This window comes from Dactylosporangium cerinum, assembly GCF_042653625.1.
Classification (GTDB): Bacteria; Actinomycetota; Actinomycetes; order Mycobacteriales; family Micromonosporaceae; genus Dactylosporangium; species Dactylosporangium cerinum.
Genome location: NZ_JBHSIU010000010.1, coordinates 110,582 through 131,270 on the forward strand (window position 1 = coordinate 110,582; position 20,689 = coordinate 131,270).

Consider the following 20,689-nt stretch of genomic DNA (forward strand, 5'->3'; position numbering starts at 1 on the left):
ACGGACAGTCCCGCGACCGGCCGCAGTCAGGATAGCCCCGCCACCGCTGCGCCGCGCGTGTGTTTCGCATGGCTATGTAGATTTCCGGCTGAGCTATGTAGAGTGCTGGGAGTGGTGGCAGCGTTGCGGATGACGGCGGCGGTGGCGAAGGTGGTGTCGGCCTTCCTCGCCGACCCGGCCGCGGACCGGTACGGTCTGGACCTCATGCGGGTCACCGGGCACCCCAGCGGCACCCTCTATCCGATCCTGCTGCGCCTGCGGCGGGCCGGTTGGGTCGTCGCCCGCTGGGAGGACGTCGACCCCGCGGCCGCCGGCCGGCCGGCCCGGCGGTGCTACCGGCTGACGCCCGACGGCGTGGTGGTCGCGCGAACGGCCGTGGCCGAGCTCGCCGCGCGGCCGGCCCGCAGCTCCGATCCGGCCTTCACGTCGGGTCGGGACTTCACCTGGGACCGGGACTTCACCTGGGATCGGGACTTCACCTGGGACCGGGCTGTCACGTCGGGGAGTGTGGCGTGAGCGCCGTGGATCGGGTCGCGGAGGGGTTGCTGCGGCTGGCGGCGCGGCGCTGGCCCGCCGACGTGCGCGCCGAGCAGGCCCGGGAGTGGGCCGCGGAGCTGCACGAGCTGCGCACCGAGCCGGGACCCGGCGCCGGGCGGCGGGCGCTCGGCCAGCTGCGGTTCGCGTTCAGCCTCGCCGCCGCGTCGCCGGTCGAGGACGAGGACGGCGTGCCGCGCGGCTGGCGGGAGGGCCTGCCCGGGACGGGCCGCGCGCTGCAGCCGATGGCGGTCCTGGTGGTCTTCGGGATCGTGATGGCCGGTCCCGTCGGGAGCATCCTGCGCACCGCCGGCGAATGGATCCTCGGCCTGTGCGGCGTGGAGGTCCGCTGGCCGGTCGGCACCGCCGTCACCGTGGCCACGTCAGTGCCGCCGCTGCTGATCGGCACGCTCCTCGCCTGGTGGCTCGGCCGCCGCCGGCCCGTGCGGTGGGCCGGGCTCCGGCGGCTCGGCACCGCGGGCCCGGCCGCCGTCGCCCCCGTCGCCCTGGCGGTCGCGTTCGCCGTGCTGGTGGTCGGGGTGCAGAGCGCCCTCGGGCCGCCCGGCACCGCGCTCGCCGTCAGCCTCTGCGTCGGCGCGGCGGCCTGGACCCTGCTCGCCGCGGCGCTCGCGGTCGGCGTCGTGCGTCTGGCGCGGTGGCGCTGGCTCGCGGCGGCGCTGGTGCTGATCGGCACGCCCCTGGTCGTGGAGTTCGCGATCGCCGCCGCCGTGCTGCCCGGCATCCTTGCCTCCGGCGCGGGCCCGGCGCGGGCGCTGGGCTGGGCGCCGTCGCTGGTGTCCGGTCAGCCCTTCACCGCCGACAGCGGGTCGTGGCTGATGACCCCGGACGCCCTGGCGCTGTTCAACGCGACCAGCATGTTCCCGGCGTACCTCCTGCTGCTCACCGGGATCGCGGTGGGCTATGGACTCGGCGCCGCGCGACCGGGCCACCGCCCGGTGCCGCTGCCCGCCCCGGACCGCACGGCACTGCGGCTGCCACCGGCGGCGACCGTGGCCGGCGTCGTCGCGCAGCTGGCGGGAGTGCTCACGTGGGCGTACACCCTCGCCGTCCTCACCCCGGAGCTGCCGTTGATCGGGCAGCGCGCCCCGATGCCCGGCGGTGACGGCGAGCTGTACATGTGGGGCGCCGAACTGCGCTGGGCGGGCATCACGCTCGGGGCCCTCGGCCTGGTGCTCGCCGCGGCCGACCGGCGGGCCGCGCCGCTCGCCGCGGCCGCGCAGACCGTCGTCCTGCTGGTCGCCGACGGGATCCTCGCCCGCGCGGACGCTGCCGGCCCGGACGGGCTGCGCATCGCCCTGGCCGTGGCGGCGGCCGCGGCGGCGCTGTCCTGGCGGATCGCCGGTCGCCGCGGCGGCGCGGACGCGCTGGTCGCCCGGCGCCGCCTCGGTTGGACGGCGGTCACCGCCGCCTGCTGCGGGCCGATCCTCTTCGCTCAGGGCACCCCGGCGGTCAACCATCCGTTCCTGCCGATCGGCCTCGCCGGTGCGACGGCAACCCTCGCGGCAATGCTCGCGGTCGTGGCGGTGCAGGCCGCCGCCGCGGCCCGTCCGGTGGCGCTGACGCCGGTGCGGCTGGCCGTGCTCACCGCCGCGCCCGCGGTGTTGCTCGGCGCCGACGGTGTCCTGACGGGCGCCGGGGTGTCCAACAACGTCACCGGCGGGGGACTGCTGCTCACCGCGCCGATGATGGTGCTGGTGGCCGGGATCCTGCGGGGCCGGCGCGCCCGGTCCGCGATCTGGCTCACGCTGGTGCTGGCCAGCCCGGTGCTCAGCGTGCTGGTCGCCGCCGCGGCGCTGGTGCTGTCGATGTTCGCGGCCAACCTGCTCTTCGCCGTGGCCGGCAGCAGCTGGGCGGCCGACGGGCTGTCCCTGCTCCCGGGCGCGGTGGTGCTGGCCCTGATCACCGGCGTCGCGGTAGCCCACAAGCTGATCCACCCCCAGCCGGATCCATTGACTTCACAGCATCCAGACACTTCTATGCATCTATGCCAAAACTGATTCGACTGCTTGCCACCGCGCTGCTCGCGATCGGAGCCTCGGCCGGCACGGTCCTCGCCACCGCCGCACCGGCCCACGCCGACGCCTGCTACACCTGGAGCGGCGTCCTGGCCCAGGGATCCTCGGGGGAGGCGGTCCGGCAGTTGCAGATCCGTGTCTCCGGCTACCCCGGCACCGGCGGCGTCCTCGGACTCGACGGCCAGTACGGGCCCGCGACGAAGTCCGCGGTGGCCCGGTTCCAGGCGGCCTACGGCCTCACCGCCGACGGCGTCGCCGGCCCGGCCACGTTCGCCAAGCTCTACGCCCTGCAGGACGACGACTGCACCCCGGTCAACTTCAGCTACGCCGAACTCAACGACTGCAACACCACCTGGAGCGGCGGCAACGTCTCCGCCGCGACCGCCAAGGCCAACGCCCTCGTCACGATGTGGAAGCTGCAGGCCCTCCGGCACGCCCTCGGCGACCAGCAGATCCGCGTCACCAGCGGCTTCCGCAGCGTCTCGTGCAACAACGCCGTCGGCGGCGCCTCGACCAGCCGCCACCTGTACGGCGACGCCGCCGACCTCGGCGCCGGCCCGCACTCGCTGTGCACCCTCGCCCAGGCCGCCCGCAACCACGGCTTCGCCGGCATTCTCGGCCCCGGCTACCCCGACCACAACGACCACACCCACGTCGACGGCCGGCCCAGCCGCTTCTGGTCCGCCCCCAACTGCGGCGTCGCCAGCCTCACCGGCAGCCTCGACCCACTGGGCGACTAAAAGTTCTCCGGTGTGACCACTCGCCGGTGCGAGCAACGCCGGCGAGCGGTCACGGCCGAGGAGACCCGCCGACGGATCCTCGACGCGATGAACGCCCAGCTGCCGGCCCTGCCCAGCTGCCGGCCCTGCCCGGCGTCGAAGCGGTGGCCCGCCAGGCCGGCGTCGCCCGCTCCACGGTCTGCCTGGTGTTCGGCTCGCGCGGCGGCCTCTTCGACGCCCTCGCCCCGGATGTCCTGGACCGCGGCGGCTTCGCCGACCTGCTCGTCGCGGTGCGCGCCACCGACCCCCGCGAGCACCTGCGCGGCGACATCACCGCGACGGTCCGCATGTACGCCTCCCAACACGACGCCCTCGCCGCCCTGCAGACCCACGCCGCGAAGCCCGACGGCGCGATGCAACGCGCCGGCGAGGCCCGTCTCGGCGGCCTGCGACACCTCGCCGACCGGCTCCACGCCGCCGGCCTGCTCCGGGTGCCGCACGCCACCGCCGTGGACACCCTCTGGCTGCTCACCGCGTTCGAGACGTTCGACACCCTGCACACCGGCCGCGACCTGCCCGCAGCCACCGTCGCCGACCACTGCACCGCCCTCGCCGAGCCGACCCTGCTCGTCCTCCCGTCGAAACACCATGACCACCGAGGTCCGGATCGGCCTCTTCGCCCACGTGTTCCGCGCCGGGACTGGATCTTGTTGGTGATCGAAGTTCGGAATGTCCCCGGAACTGACAGTTGCCTGTGCGGCAGGTCTGCGACTTCGATCATCGATGTGACGGCGGTGGTGCTGGAGCAGATCCGGCACAGAGGGTGGAACGGCTCTCTGATAGCGGCCGTGCACTGCGTGGCAGATTCCAGTGCGTTCTCCCCCAAGAGCCTGTTGATAGCTGCCGGTTGAGGTCCTGGTGAGGGTAATCCGCTTGGAGTGGATTCTGGTGTCGGTCCTCGGGGCTCGGTGGTTTCGCACGGCCCCTGGCGGGCCGCGCGACAGGGAGTAGCTCGGTCCCGGTCCGTGCCGTCTTGCGGTGATGCCAAGCCAGGTCCGCACTCACACGATCCAGCGACGTCGAGGTCATCATTCGGTGGTTCCACACCGCCGCCGGTTTCAAGAACTCCGAACACATCCGCTAAATCCGGGCGCGAGCCCGTGCCGCGCCGAGATTCACCGCGTGGCACCACCCGGTCCAGTCATAGACGCGAGTGACTGGTTCCGCTCGGTCCAGCAATCGAGGGTTTTGTTCTTTTCCATGATCGGTGTGGCACCACCGAATGATGCCCTCGACGGCGGCTGATCATGCGAGTGCGGACCTGGTTTGGGATCACCGCACGACGGCACGGACCGGGACCAGAGCAACCCATCCCGCGCGGCCCGCCAGGGGCCGTGCGAAACCACCGAGCCCCGAGGACCGACACCAGCGAGGCTCCAAGCGGATTACCCTCACCAGAAACCTCAGCCGGCAGCTATCAACGAATTCCTGGGGGAGAACGCACCACCACGGCGGCCCACCCGACCCGCGCAGCGGCGAGGCCGGACCACGAACACCACGCCAGCGGCCCGCGCCCGACGGACACCCCACGATCCGGCGTCACCGGCGAAGCCGCAGGGTCAGGTGTCGGTCGGGGATGGGGTGCGCAGGGGGACGACGAGGTAGGTCAGGGTGGCGGTGGGGAGGTCGGCCGTGCAGGCGGTCGCCCGCATGCCCTCCTGGAACCGCAGCCGCACGGTGTGGTGGGCGAAGGCGCGCAGCGCGTCCAGGAGCAGGCGGCCCTGGAACGAGCGGATCGTGTGGCCGCCGTCGACGGTGGCCTTGACGGTCTGCTCGGACTCGCCGGTGAGCGGGTCGTCGGCGCGGACGAGCAGGGCGCCGTCGATCGCCTGGAGGGTGACGCGGCCGTGCGGGCCGCCATAGGCCGTGGCGCGGTCGACCGCGTGGGCGAGGGCGTCGGCGTCGGCCTCCACGGTGCACACGGGGGCGACGTCGAGCAGGCGGGACAGCTGCGCGTCCGGGTAGCCGCCGCCGATGGTGGCGGTCGTGATGCTGCCGCCGTCCCAGGACAGGGCGAACACGTCGTCGCCGGCATGGACGTGCACGGCCGGGACGCGGCTCAGCTGCTGCGCGGCGCGGGCCAGGACGGCGGCCGGGACAAGGGCCTCGATCGGGCCGTCGCCGGAGATCTCGCCGTGCCAGGGGATCGAGGCGGCGGCCAGGCGGAAGCGGTCCGTGGCGAACAGGGTCAGCGCCGCGTCGTTGGTGCGCAGGCGCACCCCGGTGAACATCGGCAGGGCGTGCTCGCGGGAGGCGGCGCCCGCGACCGGGACCGCCGCCGTGCGCAGGTCGTCGCCGGTGACCGTGCCGCGCGGCGGCGGCAGGTGCACGGGCGGCGGTGCGGCGTCCGGGAGGCTGGGCAGGGCGAACCGGCCGCCGGGCACCCGGATCGCCAGGCGGCCGCCCTGGACGGTGAGGCGGGCGTCGGCCGCGTCCAGGGTGGTCAGGGTGTCCGCGACGGCGCGGCGGGGGACGACGACCTCGCCCGGGGTGTGGACCGTCGCCGGGGTGCGCAGGTGCACGACGACCTCGCCGTCGGTGGCGATGAGGTGCAGGCCGTCGTCGTCGGCGCGCAGCAGGGCGCCGGCATGCGAGGGCTGCAGGGACCGCGCCGTCAGCAGCCGGAGCAGGAGAGCGGCGGCGGCGGCGAGCCGGGAGACAGGTGCGGTCACGTCCATGCCCCGGAACCTACCGCCGGGGTACGACAAAAAAGCAAAGCGGCAAATAACCGATGTATGCCACATATCATGATCACGTGGCGGTCACAGCTGTCACGGAGGCGCCGCCGGGACTGTCGTTGGTCTTCGGCGTCGGCGACCTGTTGTGCGCGCTCGCGCTGCGCGACGTGGTGGAGACCATCCGGCCGCTGCCGGTGCAGCCGCTCGCCGGCACCTCCGAGTTCCTGCTCGGCGTCAGCGTGATCCGCGGCGTCGCGGTGCCGGTCATCGACACGGCCAGACTGCTCGGCGCCCGGCTGGAGCGCCCCTGCCGGTTCGTCACGACCCGGACCGAGGCGTACGCCACCGGCACCGTCATCGGCGTCCTGCCGGTCGAACCCGACCCGACCCACCCGCCCCCGCCGACGCTCGCCGCCGCCGCGAACCGCCTCGTCGTGGCGGTGGGCGTCCTGGACTCCCGCCCGCTGCTGTTCCTGAAAACAGGACAGGCACACGACTACGCGACCGAGCTGCAGATCCTCGACGCGGGCGCGGACGCCTTCGTGCGCAAGCAGGAGGACCTGGCGGTGGTCCTGGCGAAGCTCGCCGCGGTGCTGCGCAAGAGCACCGACGCGCCGCTGCCGGCCACCGGCCCGTTCCACGGCCAGGTCAAGGTGCTCCTCGTCGACGCGGACCGGGCGTTTCTGGACGAGGCCGCGGAGCTGCTGCGCGAGGAGGGCTACGAGCCGGTCGCCGCGCCCGACGCCGACGACGCCCTCGCGATGCTCGCCGTGCAGCCCGCCGGCTGTGTCGTGCTCGCCGTCGACGTGCCCGGCGTGGACGGCCTCGCGCTGTGCTCGCGGATCCGGTCGGTGCCGGGGCTGCGCGACATGCCGGTCATCGGCCTCGGCGCCGGCGACGCCCTGCTCGACTGCCTGGCCGCCGGCGCCGACGACTACGTGCGCCGCACCGACGGCACGAACACGTTGCGGGCCCACATCCGCGCCCACATCCGCCGCCAGCAGCTGCACGAGCAGAACCGGCGGATCCGCGACGAGCTGGTCCGCCGGGAGCTCGAGGCGGCCGAGGAGCGGGCCGCCCGGCAGGTCGCCGAGACCCGGGCCGAGCTCGTCGAGGAGCTCGAGTGGCGCAACCGGGAGCTGGAGGCGTTCAGCGGCTCCGTCTCGCACGACCTGCGCTCGCCGTTGCAGACCATCCTGAGCTTCAGCGAGCTGCTGCTGGAGGAGCAGACCGGCGGGGAGCCCACGGACCTGGTGCTGCGCATCCACAAGGCCGCGGTGCGGATGAACGCGCTCATCGACGCGCTGCTGCAGCTCGCCGGCGCCAACCGGGGCCAGATCCAGCGCGCCGAGGTGGACCTGTCGGCGCTCGCCGCGGACGTCGTGGAGGAGCTGCGCCAGCGCGACCCGGCCCGGCACGTCGACATCACCGTCGAGGCGGGGATGCGGGCCTCGTGCGACGGGGAGCTGGTCCGCGCGGTCCTGATCAACCTGGTCGGCAACGCGTGGAAGTTCACCGGCCGCACCCCGTCGCCGAGGATCGAGATCGGCTGCTCCCCGACGGCGTTCTACATCCGCGACAACGGCGCCGGGTTTCCCGCCGACCGCGCCGACCAGCTCTTCCGGCCCTTCGGCCGGCTGCACGACAGCAGTGACTTCCCGGGCACCGGCATCGGCCTGACCACCGTGCAGCGCATCGTGGACCGTCACGGCGGCCGGGTCTGGGCGCAGAGCGAGCCGGGCCAGGGCGCGACGTTCTCCTTCACACTTCCGGATGCGTGAGAACCTTTCCGGGCGCTGCGGAGTATGGAGTGCATGCAACCGCCCGACGACGACGCGTTCGCGAGCTTCATGTACGCGGCCTCACCCCGGCTCTACCGGGTGGCGTACCTGCTGGCCGGCGACGCCGCGCAGGCCGAGGAGCTGACCCAGCAGACGCTGGTGCGCACCTACACGGCGTGGGCCCGCATCGACGCGGGTGACGCCTACGGCTACGCCCGGCGGATCCTGGTGAATCTGCACAACGACTGGTGGCGGCGGCGGTTCCTGCGGGAGCGGCCGGTGGCGGCGGTGCCGGAGCCGCGCCGCGCCGAGCGGGACCCGGCCGACGCCGTCGTGGCCCGGCAGAGCGTCGCACAGGCCCTGCAGGGGCTGACCCGGCGGGAGCGGGCCGCCGTCGTCTGCCGGTTCTACCTGGACCTCACCGAGCAGCAGACCGCCGACGAGCTCGGCGTCGCCATCGGCACCGTCAAGAGCACCACCGCGCGGGCCCTGCGCAAGCTGCGCATCGACCCGGCGCTGCACGCGGTCACCGCCGTGGACACCGACACCAAGGGGGCGTCGTGATGCGCAGCATCGAGGAGCTCCGCCGGGCGATGCGGGACGAGACCCGCGACCTCGCCCCCCGGGTGACGTTCGCCCAGGTCCGGCAGCGGGCCCGACGCCGTCGCTTCACCCTTCTGGCGACGTTTTTGGCGGCGGTACTGGTGCCCGTCGGCGCGACCGTCACGGCCCTGGCGGGCAGCCCGGCGGGGCCGGGTCCGCTGCCCCCGCCGGCGCGGTCCGGGGCGGCACCGGTGCCCTCGGACTTCGCCACCGGCACCGAGTTCCCGGGCGCCGGCGAGATCGTGCGCACCGGCATCGCCTACGGCGCCGACGAGGAGTTCGTCCTGCGCTACAGCGGCGACGGCATGAACGGCGTGTGGTCCGGCCTGTACAACCCGAAGACGTCGCAGTACCGCCGGTTCGAGGGCGGCCTGACGCCGGCGCCCGGCCAGTTCTCCACGATCCTGGAGATCGAGGACCGGCGCGGCGGCATCGTCGACTACGGCGTGGTCGGTGCCGCCGGCGTCCGGGTCGAGGTCACGTCCGACGGCCGGCAGGCCACGGCGAGCACCGCCGAGGTCCCCGGCATGCCTGGCACGACGCTGTTCTGGGTCCGGCGCACCGGGACCGCGGTCCAGCCGACCGGCGCGCCGGCCGGCGGTCCGACCCCCGACCTCGTGTTCACCGCCCGCGACGCCAACGGTGCCGTGATCGCCACCGGCGATGGCGTCCAGCGCAGCGACGGCTCGATCGTGATCAAGGACACCGCCGTCCGGATCGGCGACCTCATGCCCACCGGCGTGAGCCTCGCCGACGGCGGGAAGCTGGTCCTGTGGTTCGCCGGCGACGACCGCTCCACGGGGCTGTTCGCCGGCCGGGACACCGGCGGCGGCGAGCCGGTCGAGCTGCGCGGCCTCGGCCGGTTCAACCGCCCGCCGTTCGACATCGGCTTCTACTACGGCCGCTTCGAGTTCGACGAGCCCGGCGGCACCCACGTCGTGCTGTGGGTCTACGTCGGCCCCGCCTCCGGGGTTGCCCTGTCCGCCCCGGTGTCGACCGGGCACGGCACGCTGCGCTGGAGCGCCCACCCGGAGCTGCGGATCGCCTGGATCAGCGGGGTACCGGCGCAGGAAACCTCGAAGGTCACCGGCGTCGCCACCGACGCTGCCGGTGCCGTCGTGGCCGACACGAAGGACCGGTGACGCCGCCGCGCGGGTGTGCGATCGTGGCCGCATGGACGTCCGGATCATCCGGTCAGGCGTGGTGAGCACGCACACCGTCGAGGAGCTGTCCGAGCTGCTGGGAGGGCTGCTCGACGGTGACGGCCTGCTGTGGGTCGACGTGCCCGTGTGCGACGCGGCAGCGGTCAAGGTGCTGGGTGAGGTGTTCGGCTTCCACCCGCTCGCCCTGCGCGACGCCGCGCAGCGCAACCGGGTGCCGAAGATCCACCCGTACCAGGACCATGTGTTCGTGGTGCTGCACGCGCCGCACCTCGGCGCCCGCGGCCACGTCCACTACGTCGAGCTGGACCAGTTCATCGGGCCGCGGTTCCTGGTGACGGTGCACGGGCCGACCAACCCGGCCGTCCCGCCGGACATCCCGCTGCGGCAGACCCGCGACGTGCTGCGCCGCATCGAGGCCGGCAAGCTCGCCCCGGCCACGCCGTTCGAGCTGTCCTACGCGATCGTGTCCGGCATCAGCCGGCTGCAGGAGACGCTCGTCGAGGACATGACCGCCGACGTGTGGCGGCTTGAGCAGCGGGTCACCGCCGGGCATCTCGGCAACCCGGAACAGTTCCTGGAGGAGCTGTTCCAGGCCCGGCACGGCCTGCTCGCGGTGCGCACGATGGCCGCGCTCAGCGCCGAGATCTACGGGCGGATGGCCACCCTGTCCCGCCGGCCGCGCGACGAGCACCACATCGCCGACGTCGTCGACCAGTTCAGCCGGGTCCGGTCGGTCGCCGACGGCGAGCGGGAGTACCTGCAGGGCGTGATCGAGTTCTACCAGGCGCGGACCGAGACGAAGATGACCATCGCGGCGGAACGGCTCGCGGTGATCGCCGCGGTCACCCTGCCGATCACCGCGCTGTCGTCGGTGCTCGGCATGAACCTCATCGTCAACGACCACACCCGTGGGCTGCACCTCGCGGCCACCCTGATCATCATGGTCATCATGTCCGGGACCCTGTTGACCTGGGCCAAGCGGCAGGGCTGGTGGTGAGTTACAACAGGCGGTCGAGGAACGCGGTGAGCTTGCCGCGGGTCCGCTCCACCTTCTCCTCGACCGACAGCGTCTCGCGCGGGCCGCCGCCGGCGTCGGGGGACCGCAGGCCGCGGACGTAGAGCGAGCAGGCCAGGTCGGTGCAGATGTAGGAGCCGACGGAATCGCCCCGCCGCCCGGCCTCGCCCGCCCGCCGCCCGGTCATCAGGGAGACGCCGTTGCCGGGGTGGGTGGTCAGGCACAGCGAGCACATGTTGCGGTGCAGGAAGCCACGCTGCTGGGACGCCAGGCGCAGCGTGACGCCGACGATCTGGTCGTCGTCGCCGTGCTGCGCGATCAGGTAGGCGCGGTCCGGGGCGCCCGGGTCCCGCCAGCCGAGGAAGTCGAGGTCGTCCCAGGGCCGCTCGGCCAGGTCGCGGGGGAGGGTCAGCCGCTTCGCCTCGCCTTTGGAGCAGTTGACGAAGGACGCGCGGATGTCGGGTTCGGTCAGTGGTCTCACAGCGCCGACGGTACCGATGCCTAATGACCCTAGGCAAACGACTATTGTGCCTAGGATGAGACGTGCGGGACTGACCGCCGACCTGGTGACGCGGGCCGCCGCGGACCTCGCGGACGAGGTGGGCCTGGCCGGCGTGACCGTGTCGGCGGTGGCGCGGCACTTCGGGGTCAAGGATGCCAGCCTCTACTCGCACGTGCGCGGCCTGAGCGACCTGCGGGCCCGGATCGCGCTCCTCGCCGCCGCGGAGTTCGCCGACCTGCTCGGCCCCGCCGTCGCCGGTCGGTCCGGCCGGGACGCCCTGGTCGCCTTCGCGGACACGTACCGCGACTACGCCCGCGCACACCCAGGCCGCTACGCGGCGCTGCAGCAGCCGGTCGACCCGGCCTTGTCCGGTCCGGCGGCCGCCCTGCGCGGGATCGAGCTGACCTACGGGATGCTGCGCGGCTACGGCCTGGAGGAGCCCGACGCCACCGATGCGGTGCGGCTGCTGCGCAGCACGCTGCACGGGTTCGTCGACCTCGAGAGCCGCGGCGGCTTCAACGACCCGCGCGATGTCGAGGCCTCCTGGCGCCGCGCCCTCGACGCCCTGCACGTCCTGCTCGTCCACTGGCGGGAAGCGCTCTCAGCATAAAATAGCAGCTCAGAGCGCTGTTTGAGAGCGCTCTCTGAAGTTGACCATTGACAATGGTCAGATCGGTTGCCCAAAATCACCAGGGACCCCAAGAAGCCGCCAACTTCTGATCGGAGTCCCACCCGATGCGCCTTACCCGAGGCCGACCATGGTTCGCGGGCGCCGCCGCCCTCGCGCTCGTCGCCACCGCCGTCACCTTCGTCGCCCTGCAGAGTGCCGCCGCCGACACCCTCGGCTCCGGCAGCTATGCCACGACCCGACCCGCAGGGCAGGCCCCGCCGGCCGGCTGCGGATCGATCGGCACCAACCCCCGCCAGTGGGTCACCGCCAACGCCCCCGCCGGCGCGGTGCCCACCAACGACTGGTGGTCGTCGCTGCTGTTCAAGAAGTTCAACTGCGCCTACTCCGAGCCGCTCAACGCCCACCCGCTGGCGTTCAAGCCGGCCAACAACGGGCTCGGCGTCAGCTACACCACCGAGGCCGCCATCTCCGGCACCGCGACCGGCGTCGGGGAGTACCACTTCCCCTACACGACCGAGTTCACCCTCGGCGTGGCCGGCCTCAACTCCCCCGACACCAAGGTCGACGGCTGGACCGACTGGACCGTGACCCCGTACTGGTCTGACGGCGCCCGCACGCTGCGCGCCACCATCGGCCACGGCCTGCCGTTCGTCTACGCCCGCACCAGCGGCGGCAGCGCCCAGCTGACGTTCGGCGGCGCACCGGCCGTGTGGAGCAACAGCGGCGCCCGGATCGGCTTCACCGTCCGCGGCCACGACTACGTCGCCTACGCGCCGACCGGGGCCACCTGGACCGTCAGCGGCAGCACCATCACCTCGACCCTGGCCGGCAAGGACTACTACTCGGTGGCGGTGCTGCCGACGACCCCGTCGACGCCGGCCGCCGACCGGACCGCCCTGGCCAACACCTACGGCACGTACGCGCACAACCACGTGACGAACACCAGGGTCAGCTGGGCGTACAGCGCCGCGACGAGCACGGTCAACGCGACGTACACGTACACCACCACCGCCCGCGAAGGCAGTGGCACCGGGACCGTCGTGTCGCTCTACCCGCACCAGTGGAAGGCGCTCACCGGGGCCACCCCGATCGCGCAGACCTACGTCTCCGCCCGCGGGGCGATGAAGACGCTCACCGGCGTCTCGTCGTTCACCACCGGCACGAAGTACCAGGGTGTCCTGCCGGAGATCCCCGCGGTCGCCGACAGCAGCGGCGCCGACCTCACCACCCTCGGCGGCTACCTCGACCAGGTCGCGTCCGGCGATCCCCTCGCGGGCTTCGGCGACGACACATACTGGACGGGCAAGGGCCTCGGCCGCGCCGCCCGCGCCGCGGAGATCGCCGACCAGCTCGGCCGCACCGCCCAGCGCGACTCGCTGCTCAACGCGATCCGGACCCGGCTCACCAACTGGCTCACCGCCAGCCCCGGCGAGGCGACCCGGCTGTTCGTGTACGACGCCAACTGGGGCACCCTGATCGGCTACCCCGCCTCCTACGGCTCCGACAGCGAGCTCAACGACCACCACTTCCACTACGGCTACTACATCGCCGCCGCCGCGACCCTGGCGAAGTTCGACCCGGCCTGGGCCGCCAGCAACGCCTACGGCAGCATGGTGAACCTGCTCATCCGCGACGCCAACAACCCCGACCGCAACGACACGATGTTCCCGTTCCTGCGGGACTTCGACATCTACGCGGGCCACGACTGGGCCTCCGGGCACGGTGCGTTCGGCGCCGGCAACAACCAGGAGTCCTCCTCGGAGGGCATGAACTTCGCCAACGCCCTCATCCAGTGGGGCCAGGCGACCGGCAACACCGCGGTGCGCGACGCCGGCCTGTTCATCTACACCACGCAGGCGCAGGCGATCCAGGAGTACTGGTTCGACTCGTCCAACCAGAACTTCCCGAGCACCTTCGCGCACAACACCGTCGGCATGGTCTGGGGCGACGGCGGCGCCTACGCCACCTGGTTCTCCGCCGAGCCGGAGATGATCCAGGGCATCAACATGCTGCCGATCACCGGCGGCTCGCTGTACATGGGCTACAAGCCGGCCTACAACAGCGTCAACTGGAACGAGCTGGTCACCAACAACGGCGGCCCGCCGACCGTCTGGCAGGACGTCCTGTGGTCCTTCCAGGCCCTCGGCAACGGCGACACCGCCCTGGCGAACTTCCGGGCCAACACCGGCTACACCCCGGAGGAGGGCGAGAGCAAGGCGCACACGTTCCACTGGCTGCGCAACCTCGCCGCGCTCGGCCAGGTCGACACGTCGGTCACCGCGAACACCCCGCTCTACGCGGTGTTCACCAAGAACGGCGCGAAGACCTACGTGGCGTCGAACCTGACCGGCTCGCCGCTCAACGTCACGTTCTCCGACGGCCGGACGCTGACCGTGCCCGCCGGCAAGACCGCGACGACCGGGGCGTACACGTGGGTCGGCGGCGGCGGGACCAGCAACCCGCCGACGTCGCAGCCGCCGACGTCGAACCCGCCGTCCTCGCAGCCGCCCTCGTCCCAGCCGCCGTCCTCGCAGCCGCCGTCGTCCCAGCCCCCGGTCGGGTCGAACCTGTTCTACCTGCGCAGCGGGCCGGCGCTCAACACGACCGCCGGGACGGCCGCGGGCACGCAGACGGTCAGCGCCGCCAACGGCAACTACGACGGCACGCCGCACAACCCGGTCACCTACACCAGGTGCGGCATCACCGGCTCGACGAACGGCGGCGCCACGGCGTTCTCGCTGTACGTCGACGCCGCGAACACCGTCGGGCAGGGCATCCAGGCCCGGGTGTCCTACGACCTCACCAACAACGGCAGCTACGAGCGGGTGGAGACCTACCGGTACTTCGCCACCGACCCGGTGTCAGGGGTGGAGAACTACACCCAGGCGGTCGGCCTGTCCTCCTCGACCGGCAGCCTCGGCGCAATGAGCAACGGCTGTGTCCGCCTGGAGGTCTGGAACGCCATCGGTAACGCGGCCACCACGGTGCGCATCGATGCCTCCGCCGCCAACGGCAACCAGTCGACGCTGCGGATCCCGTACACCGTCTGACCGTTCCGGCACGACGGGCGGGTCTCCTCGTGGAGGCCCGCCCGCTGTCGTCAGGACAGGTTGCGCCGGATGCCGGCCCAGTAGGCGCCGAGCAGGACCCCGCCGATCGCGGCGACCGCGCCGACGGACGTGCCGGAGCCGAAGAACACCGCCACCAGGATCGCGGCGGCGTACAACGAGGGCAGAACCATGTCCAATGTGCTGCGATTCATGCCGGTGATGGTGTCAGGCCGCCGTCAGCCGTCCCGCCACCCCGGCCAGGTACGCCACCAGGCCGATCGCTACCGACCTCGACGTCATGGGACGAGACAATGCCGGCCCGCCGTTTTTCAGGCTGACCGGCACCGCTGCAGGGGTGGTGCTGTGCGGTTGTATGTGTGTGGTTCGAGGGGTGTTGCCTGCGATACCCAGAACTCTACGGAGGCGCGGGCGGTCCCGAATCCCGGGAACGTGCCACTGCTGCGGGGTCGCCGGCCTGGCCGAGGGTGATCATCGACAGCGCGGTCCTGAGCTTCTCCTGCAGCGTGGGGTCGAGGGTCATGAGGACGTAGAGCAGCGCCCAGCCCAGGCCGACCACCTTCGCCCAGTCGTGCACCGTCTCGGAGAACGACAGCCACGGCTGGGCCAGGTACACCACGGCGAGCGGCAGCCCGGCGAACACGACGGTGCGCAACACCTCGCCGGCGACCGCGCGGCGGCCGCGCCGGACCGGTGCCGGGACCGCGGCGGGGTCGGCCCGGCGCAGCCGCCCCAGCTCACCGGTCGCGAGGGCGCCCACGTTGTGCCGCAGCACGTCCTCGACCCGCCGCCACGCGTCCGGTGAGGACGGCGCCGCGACGAGGAACTTCAGCTGCCGCACGGCCCGGGCAGCGCCCCGGCCACCGTCGGTGAGCTGCCGTTGCGTGTCGGGGTCGACCAGTCCGAACGTGGCCGGCAGGTCGTGCTCCACGGCCTGGGCGATCCGCTCCAGCCGCCACAGCCAGGCCCGCCGCCACGACAGGTCGTTGCGCCGCCCGCGCGGCCGCAGCTCGCTGAGCAGGGTGAGCGTCTCGGTGAGCGCGGCGGCGCGCGGTTCGCGGCGCACGAACCGGCCCATCACCCGCGCGGCGACCATCCGGCACGCGGCCGCGGCGGCGAGCCGGGCCGTCGCCATCACGGCGAGCGCGACGAGGGCGCCGCCGGCCAGTGCCGGCCAGCCGCCGTAGTGGTCGCGGAGCCGGTAGAGCGCGGCCCCGGCGAGGGCCAGCCCGACGATCCGCGGCGCCGCCCGGGTGACGACCAGCCGGCCGGAGTCGGCGGTGGTGTGCTGGAACAGCCAGCGCCGCAGGCCGAGGTAGGCCAGGGCGGTGGTGACGGCCCCGACGAGGGCGGCCCAGCCGGTGGGCAGGTCGACCGTGGTCGCGGCGGTCCGGGTGAGGAAGACGCACGCGGCGATCGTCGCGAGGAAGCCGGCGGTCATCCGGGCCACGACGTTCGCCCGCTCCCACAGCATCGTGAGGACCTCGTGGTTGAGCCGGTTGCCGTCCACGAGGGCCCGCGTGGCGGGGGTGGCGGCGGGCACCACGCCGTCCAATGTGGACAGCAGGGACCGGGCCGTGTACCGCCACGACCAGATGGCGTGGCTGTCGGAGTCGCGCATCCGCCGCCGGATCATCCAGAGCGGACCGCCCGTGCGCCACCAGAGGTGCCGGTGGGTCGGGCGGTGCCACGACGGGACGGTCGCGACCGGGCGGAGCGCGTCCAGGGCCGGGGTCCAGAGCCGGAGCCGTTCATACAGCCAGGACTCCCGGCTGCGGATCGCCTCGGCGGCCCGGACGGCGGGCGGCAGCGTCTCCAACATGTCCAGGGCGTCCCTGGTCCGGTCCAGCCAGGTCAGGGCCAGCAGCCGTCCCTCGACCACCTCCACGTCGGCCGGGTCTGCCGCCGCGGCCCGGTCGAACCAGGCGAGGGCCTCCTCCTCCCGGTCGTCGTAGGTCAGCTCCTTCGCCAGTTCCTTGACGACCTGCTGGTCCGGATCGGTGGCGGCCGCGGCGGCGAGGACGTCGATCGCGGCCACGGAGCCGTGCCGCTCGTCCGCCTGCCGGGCCTGCTCCAGGACCGCCGCGGCGCGAGCGGCGGCGGCCATCAGGTCCGCGGCGTCGACCGCGAGCAGGGGCCCGAGCAGCTCCTCGACCGGCAACGGCGTCCAGGCCGCGACGGTCTCCGCGTCGCGGCGGCGCAACCGCCGGCGCAGCGACGGCAGCGGGCCGCCGGTGCGCCACCACAGCGCCCGGTGCCAGTCCGCCACGATCCCGCGCCGGTCGTAGGCACCGGCCACCGCGGTCGGCAGCCCGGCCTCGCGGTAGGCGCTCGCCACGACCCGGCGCAGGCCGTCGGCGCGGGCCGTCCCGGCCGGCAGGCTCTCGACGAACCGCACGGCCTCGGGCAGCCGGTGCATCCGGATCAACAGGTTGCCCTGGTCGATGAGCAGCCCGACCGGGCTCGGGTCCACGGCGAGCCGGCGGTACAGCGCGAGCGCCGGCGCGAGGCGGTCGAGCGACACGGCAACGCCGGCCGCGAACCGCAACAGCAGCGGGTGCGTCGAGTCGCGACGCAACGCGTCGGCGAGGACCGCCGCGGCCTGGGCCCGCCGGTCACCGTCGAGGTGGTCCTCGGCGGTGCGGACGGCGGCGAGCGCGTCCCGGTCCTGGCCGGTGCCGTTGACGATCCGGGTGAGCAGTGCGGGCAGGTCCACGGGCGCCGGCGGCGCGTGGCCGGCCGCGTCGAGGAGCTCGGCGAGCACCCGCTGCTCCGCCCGCCGCCGGGCGCCGCGCAGCACCGCGACCGGGCCACCGGTGCGCCACCACAGCCCGCGCCGATCCGGCGGGTAGGTCTCCAGGGCCAGGACCGGCAGGCTCATCTCGGCGTACGTCACCGCGCGCTGGGCCCGGGTCGTCGCCGCGTCGGGGGGCAGGTTGTCGAGCGCGGCGAGGGCCTCGGCGAACCGGCCGTGCTCGCGGAGCCGGTAGTTGCGGTCGATCGCCACGACGCCGTCGTCGGGGGCGACGCGCTGAGCTTCGGCGAGCAGGGCGAGCGCGCAGCCATCCCAGCCGATCGCGAACTGCGCGTCGGCGAGCACGCGCAGCAGGATCGGGTCGGAGGGGCCCGTGATCAGGGCCTCCGCCAGCAGGCGGGCGGCCTCGGCGTGATCGCCTGCGGCAAGACAGAGCTCCGCCGCTTCGAGGACCGCTGCCGGTCCAGTGCTCGACATGGCGGTAAGCATCGAGGGTCGCACGTGTCTCGCGCGAGCGGTTCACCTGAAGTATCGAAATATCCGACCATTCGGTGAATGTTTCACAGCCTTCCAGCGTCGATGCGGCCTTTGCCCACCGGTTCGTTGCCATCGGGCCGTCACACCCCGTGCAATCCACGAAGTTGCATGTCTTGGGAGAGGGGTTCCATTGAATCGACGACGAAGACTCGCGCTCTGGCTCGCGGCGGCGACCGTCGGAGCGGGCACGGTGGTCATCGCTGCGGACCCGGCGGCCGCGCACGGCGCGATGATGGTGCCCGGCAGCCGGACCTATCTGTGCTGGAAGGACGGCCTGAACGCCACCGGCGCGATCCAGCCGAAGAACCCGGCATGCGCCGCGGCGGTCGGGCAGAGCGGACCGAACTCGTTGTACAACTGGTTCGCGGTGCTGCGCTCCGACGGTGCCGGGCGCACCGCCGGGTTCATCCCCGACGGCAAGCTGTGCAGCGGCGGCGCGACCGTCTACGACTTCGCCGGCTTCGACCTGAACCGGTCCGACTGGCCGGTAACCCACCTCACGTCAGGCTCCACAATGGAGTTCGACTACAGTAACTGGGCTGCGCACCCGGGCACGTTCTCGCTGTACGTGACCAAGGACGGGTTCGACCCGACGCGCCCGTTCGCCTGGTCCGACCTGGAGTCCACGCCGTTCCTGCAGAAGACCAACCCGCCGCAGGTCGGCTCGCCCGGCACCAACGACGGGCACTACTACTGGACCGGCGCGCTCCCGTCGGGCAAGTCCGGCCGGCACATCATCTACTCCGTGTGGTCCCGGTCGGACAGCACCGAGACGTTCTACGGCTGCTCCGACGTGGTGTTCGACGGCGGCCACGGCGAGGTGACCGGCGTCGGCACCACCGATCCCGGCCCATCCACCTCGGCGTCCCCGTCCAGGTCGGCGTCGGCGTCCGCGTCACCCAGCGGTCCGCCGCCGGCGGGCAACGCGGGCTGCACCGCCACGTTCCAGGTGACCGGCAACTGGCAGGGGGGCTTCCAGGGCGAGGTGAAGGTCGCCAACCCGGGCACCACACCGGTCACCGGCTGGCGCGTCGGCTGGAACTGGTCCGGCGGCCAGCAGGTCAGCCAGGGCTGGAACTCGGTGCTGACCCAGTCGGGCAGCGCCGTCACGGCGGTGAACGCGGCCTGGAACGGCACCGTCCCGGGCGGTGGCAGCACCACGTTGGGCTTCCTGGCCAACGGGGCCGTGCCCAGCCCGGCGCCGCAGCTCACCTGCACCGCCAACGGGCAGGCGCCACCGCCGACCTCGTCGCCGCCGACGTCGCCGTCCGCGTCCGCCAGCACGTCGTCGGGCCCGCCGCCCGCCGGCTGCACCGGCGCCGCGTTCTGTGACGGCTTCGAGAGCCAGACCAGCGGACCGGTCGCCGGTGCATGGACGGTCAGCAACGCCAACTGCTCCGGCACCGGGACGGCCACAGTGGACAGTTCGGTGGTCCACAGCGGCACCAGGTCGGTCCGCATCGACGGCAAGGCCGGCTACTGCAACCACGTCTACGTGAAGCCCACGAAGGATCTCAGTGGGCTGGGTTCGGTGTGGTACGGCCGGCTGTACGTACGCCACTCGACGGCCCTGCCGGAGGCGCACGTGGCGTTCGCCGCGCTGAAGGACACCGTGGACGGCAAGGACCTGCGCCTCGGCGGGCAGAACAGCGCCCTGCAGTGGAACCGCGAGTCCGACGACGCGACCCTGCCGGCCCAGAGCCCGGCCGGCGTCGCGCAGAGCCGGCCGCTGCCGACCGGGCAGTGGAACTGCGTCGAGTTCATGGTGGACGGTCGCGGGCTGCTGTCGACCTGGCTGAACGGCACCGCCGTGCCGGGCCTGCAGGTCGACGGGGTGCCGACCGCCGACATCGACCAGCAGTGGTCGGCGAGGGCGTGGCAGCCGCGGGTGGCCGACCTCCGGCTGGGCTGGGAGAGCTACGGCGTCGGTGACGACACCCTCTGGTTCGACGACGTGGCCGTCGGCGCGTCCAGGATCGGCTGCCTGAGCGCGTAACTGGCCGTGTTGGACGCCGAGGCCGGCGAGTGCGAACGAGTCGGCCTCGGTTGTCCCTCTGGTGGTCCCTTCTTGGTCGCTTGTGGTCCAGCGCACGGTGCGGGTTGGTGACAGCGCATTGATCGCTTTCCTGACGCTGCGCACTGAACCGGATCCCTACCGTCTTGCTGGACAGCACGACAGGTGAGGGAGACATGGGACTTTTCAAGCAGTTCAAAGATATGAAGAACGTCGTCGCCGCCGCCCCGGGCATGGTCGCCCAGGCGCAGCAGACCAGCGCCGCCGCGCAGGCCTACGCCGCGCAGCAGCAGGCCGCGTATGGCATGCAGGGCTACGGCGCGGCCAACGCCTACGGTGCCCCGGTCGCGACCGGTATCGCCGCCGACGACCCGCGGCTCGCCCCGATCGCCGGTGTCGACCTGGCCATGTACGCCCGCATCTCCAAGGCCGCGTCCCAGGAGGGCCTCAACGTCGACGGCCTGATCCTCAAGGCGCAGTCCTTCGGTGTGCCCGCCGACGCGTGGAACGAGGCCGCGACCGGCTGGCCGGCCCGCATGCGTGGCGACACCCAGCTCGCCGTGCACTACGGCAACCTCTTCGGTCAGGTCTGA

General features: G+C 72.9%; 15 protein-coding genes and 2 pseudogenes. 13 read left to right on the forward strand and 4 right to left on the reverse strand.

The window, feature by feature from the left end; translation table 11 throughout:
• Positions 1-111: 111 nt before the first annotated feature.
• The 4 genes from ACFPIJ_RS06845 (at position 112) to ACFPIJ_RS06860 (ending at position 4,200) form a co-directional block, all read left to right on the forward strand.
• Positions 112-516, forward strand: coding sequence for a PadR family transcriptional regulator (locus tag ACFPIJ_RS06845; RefSeq protein WP_380113766.1), 405 nt, complete (start codon positions 112-114; stop codon positions 514-516).
• Entirely contained in the window at positions 513-2,552 is a 2,040-nt protein-coding gene (locus ACFPIJ_RS06850; RefSeq protein WP_380113767.1) for a hypothetical protein, read from the forward strand. The genes ACFPIJ_RS06845 and ACFPIJ_RS06850 overlap by 4 nt, the downstream gene beginning before the upstream one ends.
• Positions 2,540-3,310 carry a D-Ala-D-Ala carboxypeptidase family metallohydrolase gene (locus ACFPIJ_RS06855; protein ID WP_380113768.1) on the forward strand — a complete coding sequence of 257 codons (771 nt, stop codon included), beginning with the start codon at positions 2,540-2,542 and terminating at the stop codon, positions 3,308-3,310. Before ACFPIJ_RS06850 ends, ACFPIJ_RS06855 begins: the two co-directional genes overlap by 13 nt.
• 143 nt (positions 3,311-3,453) lie before the next feature.
• Positions 3,454-4,200, forward strand: coding sequence for a TetR/AcrR family transcriptional regulator (locus tag ACFPIJ_RS06860; RefSeq protein ID WP_380113769.1), 747 nt, complete (start codon positions 3,454-3,456; stop codon positions 4,198-4,200).
• Positions 4,201-4,908: 708 nt separating this feature from the next.
• Here ACFPIJ_RS06860 and ACFPIJ_RS06865 read toward each other — a convergent pair.
• Entirely contained in the window at positions 4,909-6,027 is a 1,119-nt protein-coding gene (locus ACFPIJ_RS06865; protein ID WP_380113770.1) for a DNA polymerase III subunit beta, read from the reverse strand.
• A gap of 77 nt (positions 6,028-6,104) precedes the next feature.
• Between ACFPIJ_RS06865 and ACFPIJ_RS06870 the strand changes: the two genes are divergently transcribed.
• From ACFPIJ_RS06870 to ACFPIJ_RS06885, 4 genes are read left to right on the forward strand one after another with little or no spacing between them, the layout of a single operon-like run.
• The gene (locus tag ACFPIJ_RS06870) at positions 6,105-7,808 is read left to right on the forward strand and encodes an ATP-binding protein (protein ID WP_380113771.1); all 1,704 of its coding nucleotides are present in this window, start codon (positions 6,105-6,107) and stop codon (positions 7,806-7,808) included.
• A gap of 33 nt (positions 7,809-7,841) precedes the next feature.
• Positions 7,842-8,372 carry a SigE family RNA polymerase sigma factor gene (locus ACFPIJ_RS06875; RefSeq protein WP_380113772.1) on the forward strand — a complete coding sequence of 177 codons (531 nt, stop codon included), beginning with the start codon at positions 7,842-7,844 and terminating at the stop codon, positions 8,370-8,372.
• Positions 8,369-9,553, forward strand: coding sequence for a hypothetical protein (locus tag ACFPIJ_RS06880; protein WP_380113773.1), 1,185 nt, complete (start codon positions 8,369-8,371; stop codon positions 9,551-9,553). Before ACFPIJ_RS06875 ends, ACFPIJ_RS06880 begins: the two co-directional genes overlap by 4 nt.
• 31 nt (positions 9,554-9,584) lie before the next feature.
• The gene (locus ACFPIJ_RS06885) at positions 9,585-10,571 is read left to right on the forward strand and encodes a magnesium transporter CorA family protein (protein ID WP_380113774.1); all 987 of its coding nucleotides are present in this window, start codon (positions 9,585-9,587) and stop codon (positions 10,569-10,571) included.
• 1 nt (position 10,572) lies between these two features.
• On the opposite strand, the gene ACFPIJ_RS06890 is transcribed toward ACFPIJ_RS06885, so the two are convergent.
• Positions 10,573-11,070 carry an FBP domain-containing protein gene (locus ACFPIJ_RS06890; protein ID WP_380113775.1) on the reverse strand — a complete coding sequence of 166 codons (498 nt, stop codon included), beginning with the start codon at positions 11,068-11,070 and terminating at the stop codon, positions 10,573-10,575.
• A 55-nt stretch (positions 11,071-11,125) separates the two neighbouring features.
• Between ACFPIJ_RS06890 and ACFPIJ_RS06895 the strand changes: the two genes are divergently transcribed.
• Together ACFPIJ_RS06895 and ACFPIJ_RS06900 are read left to right on the forward strand one after the other, a co-directional pair.
• Positions 11,126-11,701, forward strand: coding sequence for a TetR/AcrR family transcriptional regulator (locus ACFPIJ_RS06895; RefSeq protein WP_380113777.1), 576 nt, complete (start codon positions 11,126-11,128; stop codon positions 11,699-11,701).
• 125 nt (positions 11,702-11,826) lie between these two features.
• Positions 11,827-14,772 carry a glycosyl hydrolase gene (locus ACFPIJ_RS06900; protein ID WP_380113779.1) on the forward strand — a complete coding sequence of 982 codons (2,946 nt, stop codon included), beginning with the start codon at positions 11,827-11,829 and terminating at the stop codon, positions 14,770-14,772.
• Between the two features lie 50 nt (positions 14,773-14,822).
• Here ACFPIJ_RS06900 and ACFPIJ_RS06905 read toward each other — a convergent pair whose 3' ends face one another.
• Together ACFPIJ_RS06905 and ACFPIJ_RS06910 are read right to left on the reverse strand one after the other, a co-directional pair.
• Entirely contained in the window at positions 14,823-14,984 is a 162-nt protein-coding gene (locus tag ACFPIJ_RS06905) for a hypothetical protein (RefSeq protein WP_380113780.1), read from the reverse strand.
• Between the two features lie 203 nt (positions 14,985-15,187).
• Entirely contained in the window at positions 15,188-18,022 is a 2,835-nt protein-coding gene (locus ACFPIJ_RS06910; protein ID WP_380113782.1) for a tetratricopeptide repeat protein, read from the reverse strand.
• 190 nt (positions 18,023-18,212) lie between these two features.
• On the opposite strand from ACFPIJ_RS06910, the pseudogene ACFPIJ_RS06915 reads away from it, so the two are divergent.
• The 3 genes and pseudogenes from ACFPIJ_RS06915 to ACFPIJ_RS06925 form a co-directional block, all read left to right on the forward strand.
• Positions 18,213-19,307, forward strand: a pseudogene (locus ACFPIJ_RS06915) (lytic polysaccharide monooxygenase); the annotation flags it as partial.
• Positions 19,308-19,430: 123 nt separating this feature from the next.
• Positions 19,431-20,078 (forward strand): annotated as a pseudogene (locus tag ACFPIJ_RS06920) (cellulose-binding protein); the annotation flags it as partial.
• Positions 20,079-20,272: 194 nt separating this feature from the next.
• Positions 20,273-20,689 (forward strand): hypothetical protein, encoded by a 417-nt coding sequence (locus ACFPIJ_RS06925; protein ID WP_380113783.1) that lies wholly within the window; start codon positions 20,273-20,275, stop codon positions 20,687-20,689.

Excerpts from the sequence above, each read along its gene's own strand:
- ACFPIJ_RS06855 (WP_380113768.1), top strand. The coding sequence starts at position 2,540 with ATGCCAAAACTGATTCGACTGCTTGCCACCGCGCTGCTCGCGATCGGA.
- ACFPIJ_RS06865 (WP_380113770.1), bottom strand. The coding sequence starts at position 6,027 with ATGGACGTGACCGCACCTGTCTCCCGGCTCGCCGCCGCCGCCGCTCTC.
- ACFPIJ_RS06875 (WP_380113772.1), top strand. The coding sequence starts at position 7,842 with ATGCAACCGCCCGACGACGACGCGTTCGCGAGCTTCATGTACGCGGCC.
- ACFPIJ_RS06885 (WP_380113774.1), top strand. The coding sequence starts at position 9,585 with ATGGACGTCCGGATCATCCGGTCAGGCGTGGTGAGCACGCACACCGTC.
- ACFPIJ_RS06895 (WP_380113777.1), top strand. The coding sequence starts at position 11,126 with ATGAGACGTGCGGGACTGACCGCCGACCTGGTGACGCGGGCCGCCGCG.
- ACFPIJ_RS06900 (WP_380113779.1), top strand. The coding sequence starts at position 11,827 with ATGCGCCTTACCCGAGGCCGACCATGGTTCGCGGGCGCCGCCGCCCTC.
- ACFPIJ_RS06905 (WP_380113780.1), bottom strand. The coding sequence starts at position 14,984 with ATGAATCGCAGCACATTGGACATGGTTCTGCCCTCGTTGTACGCCGCC.
- ACFPIJ_RS06910 (WP_380113782.1), bottom strand. The coding sequence starts at position 18,022 with ATGTCGAGCACTGGACCGGCAGCGGTCCTCGAAGCGGCGGAGCTCTGT.
- ACFPIJ_RS06925 (WP_380113783.1), top strand. The coding sequence starts at position 20,273 with ATGGGACTTTTCAAGCAGTTCAAAGATATGAAGAACGTCGTCGCCGCC.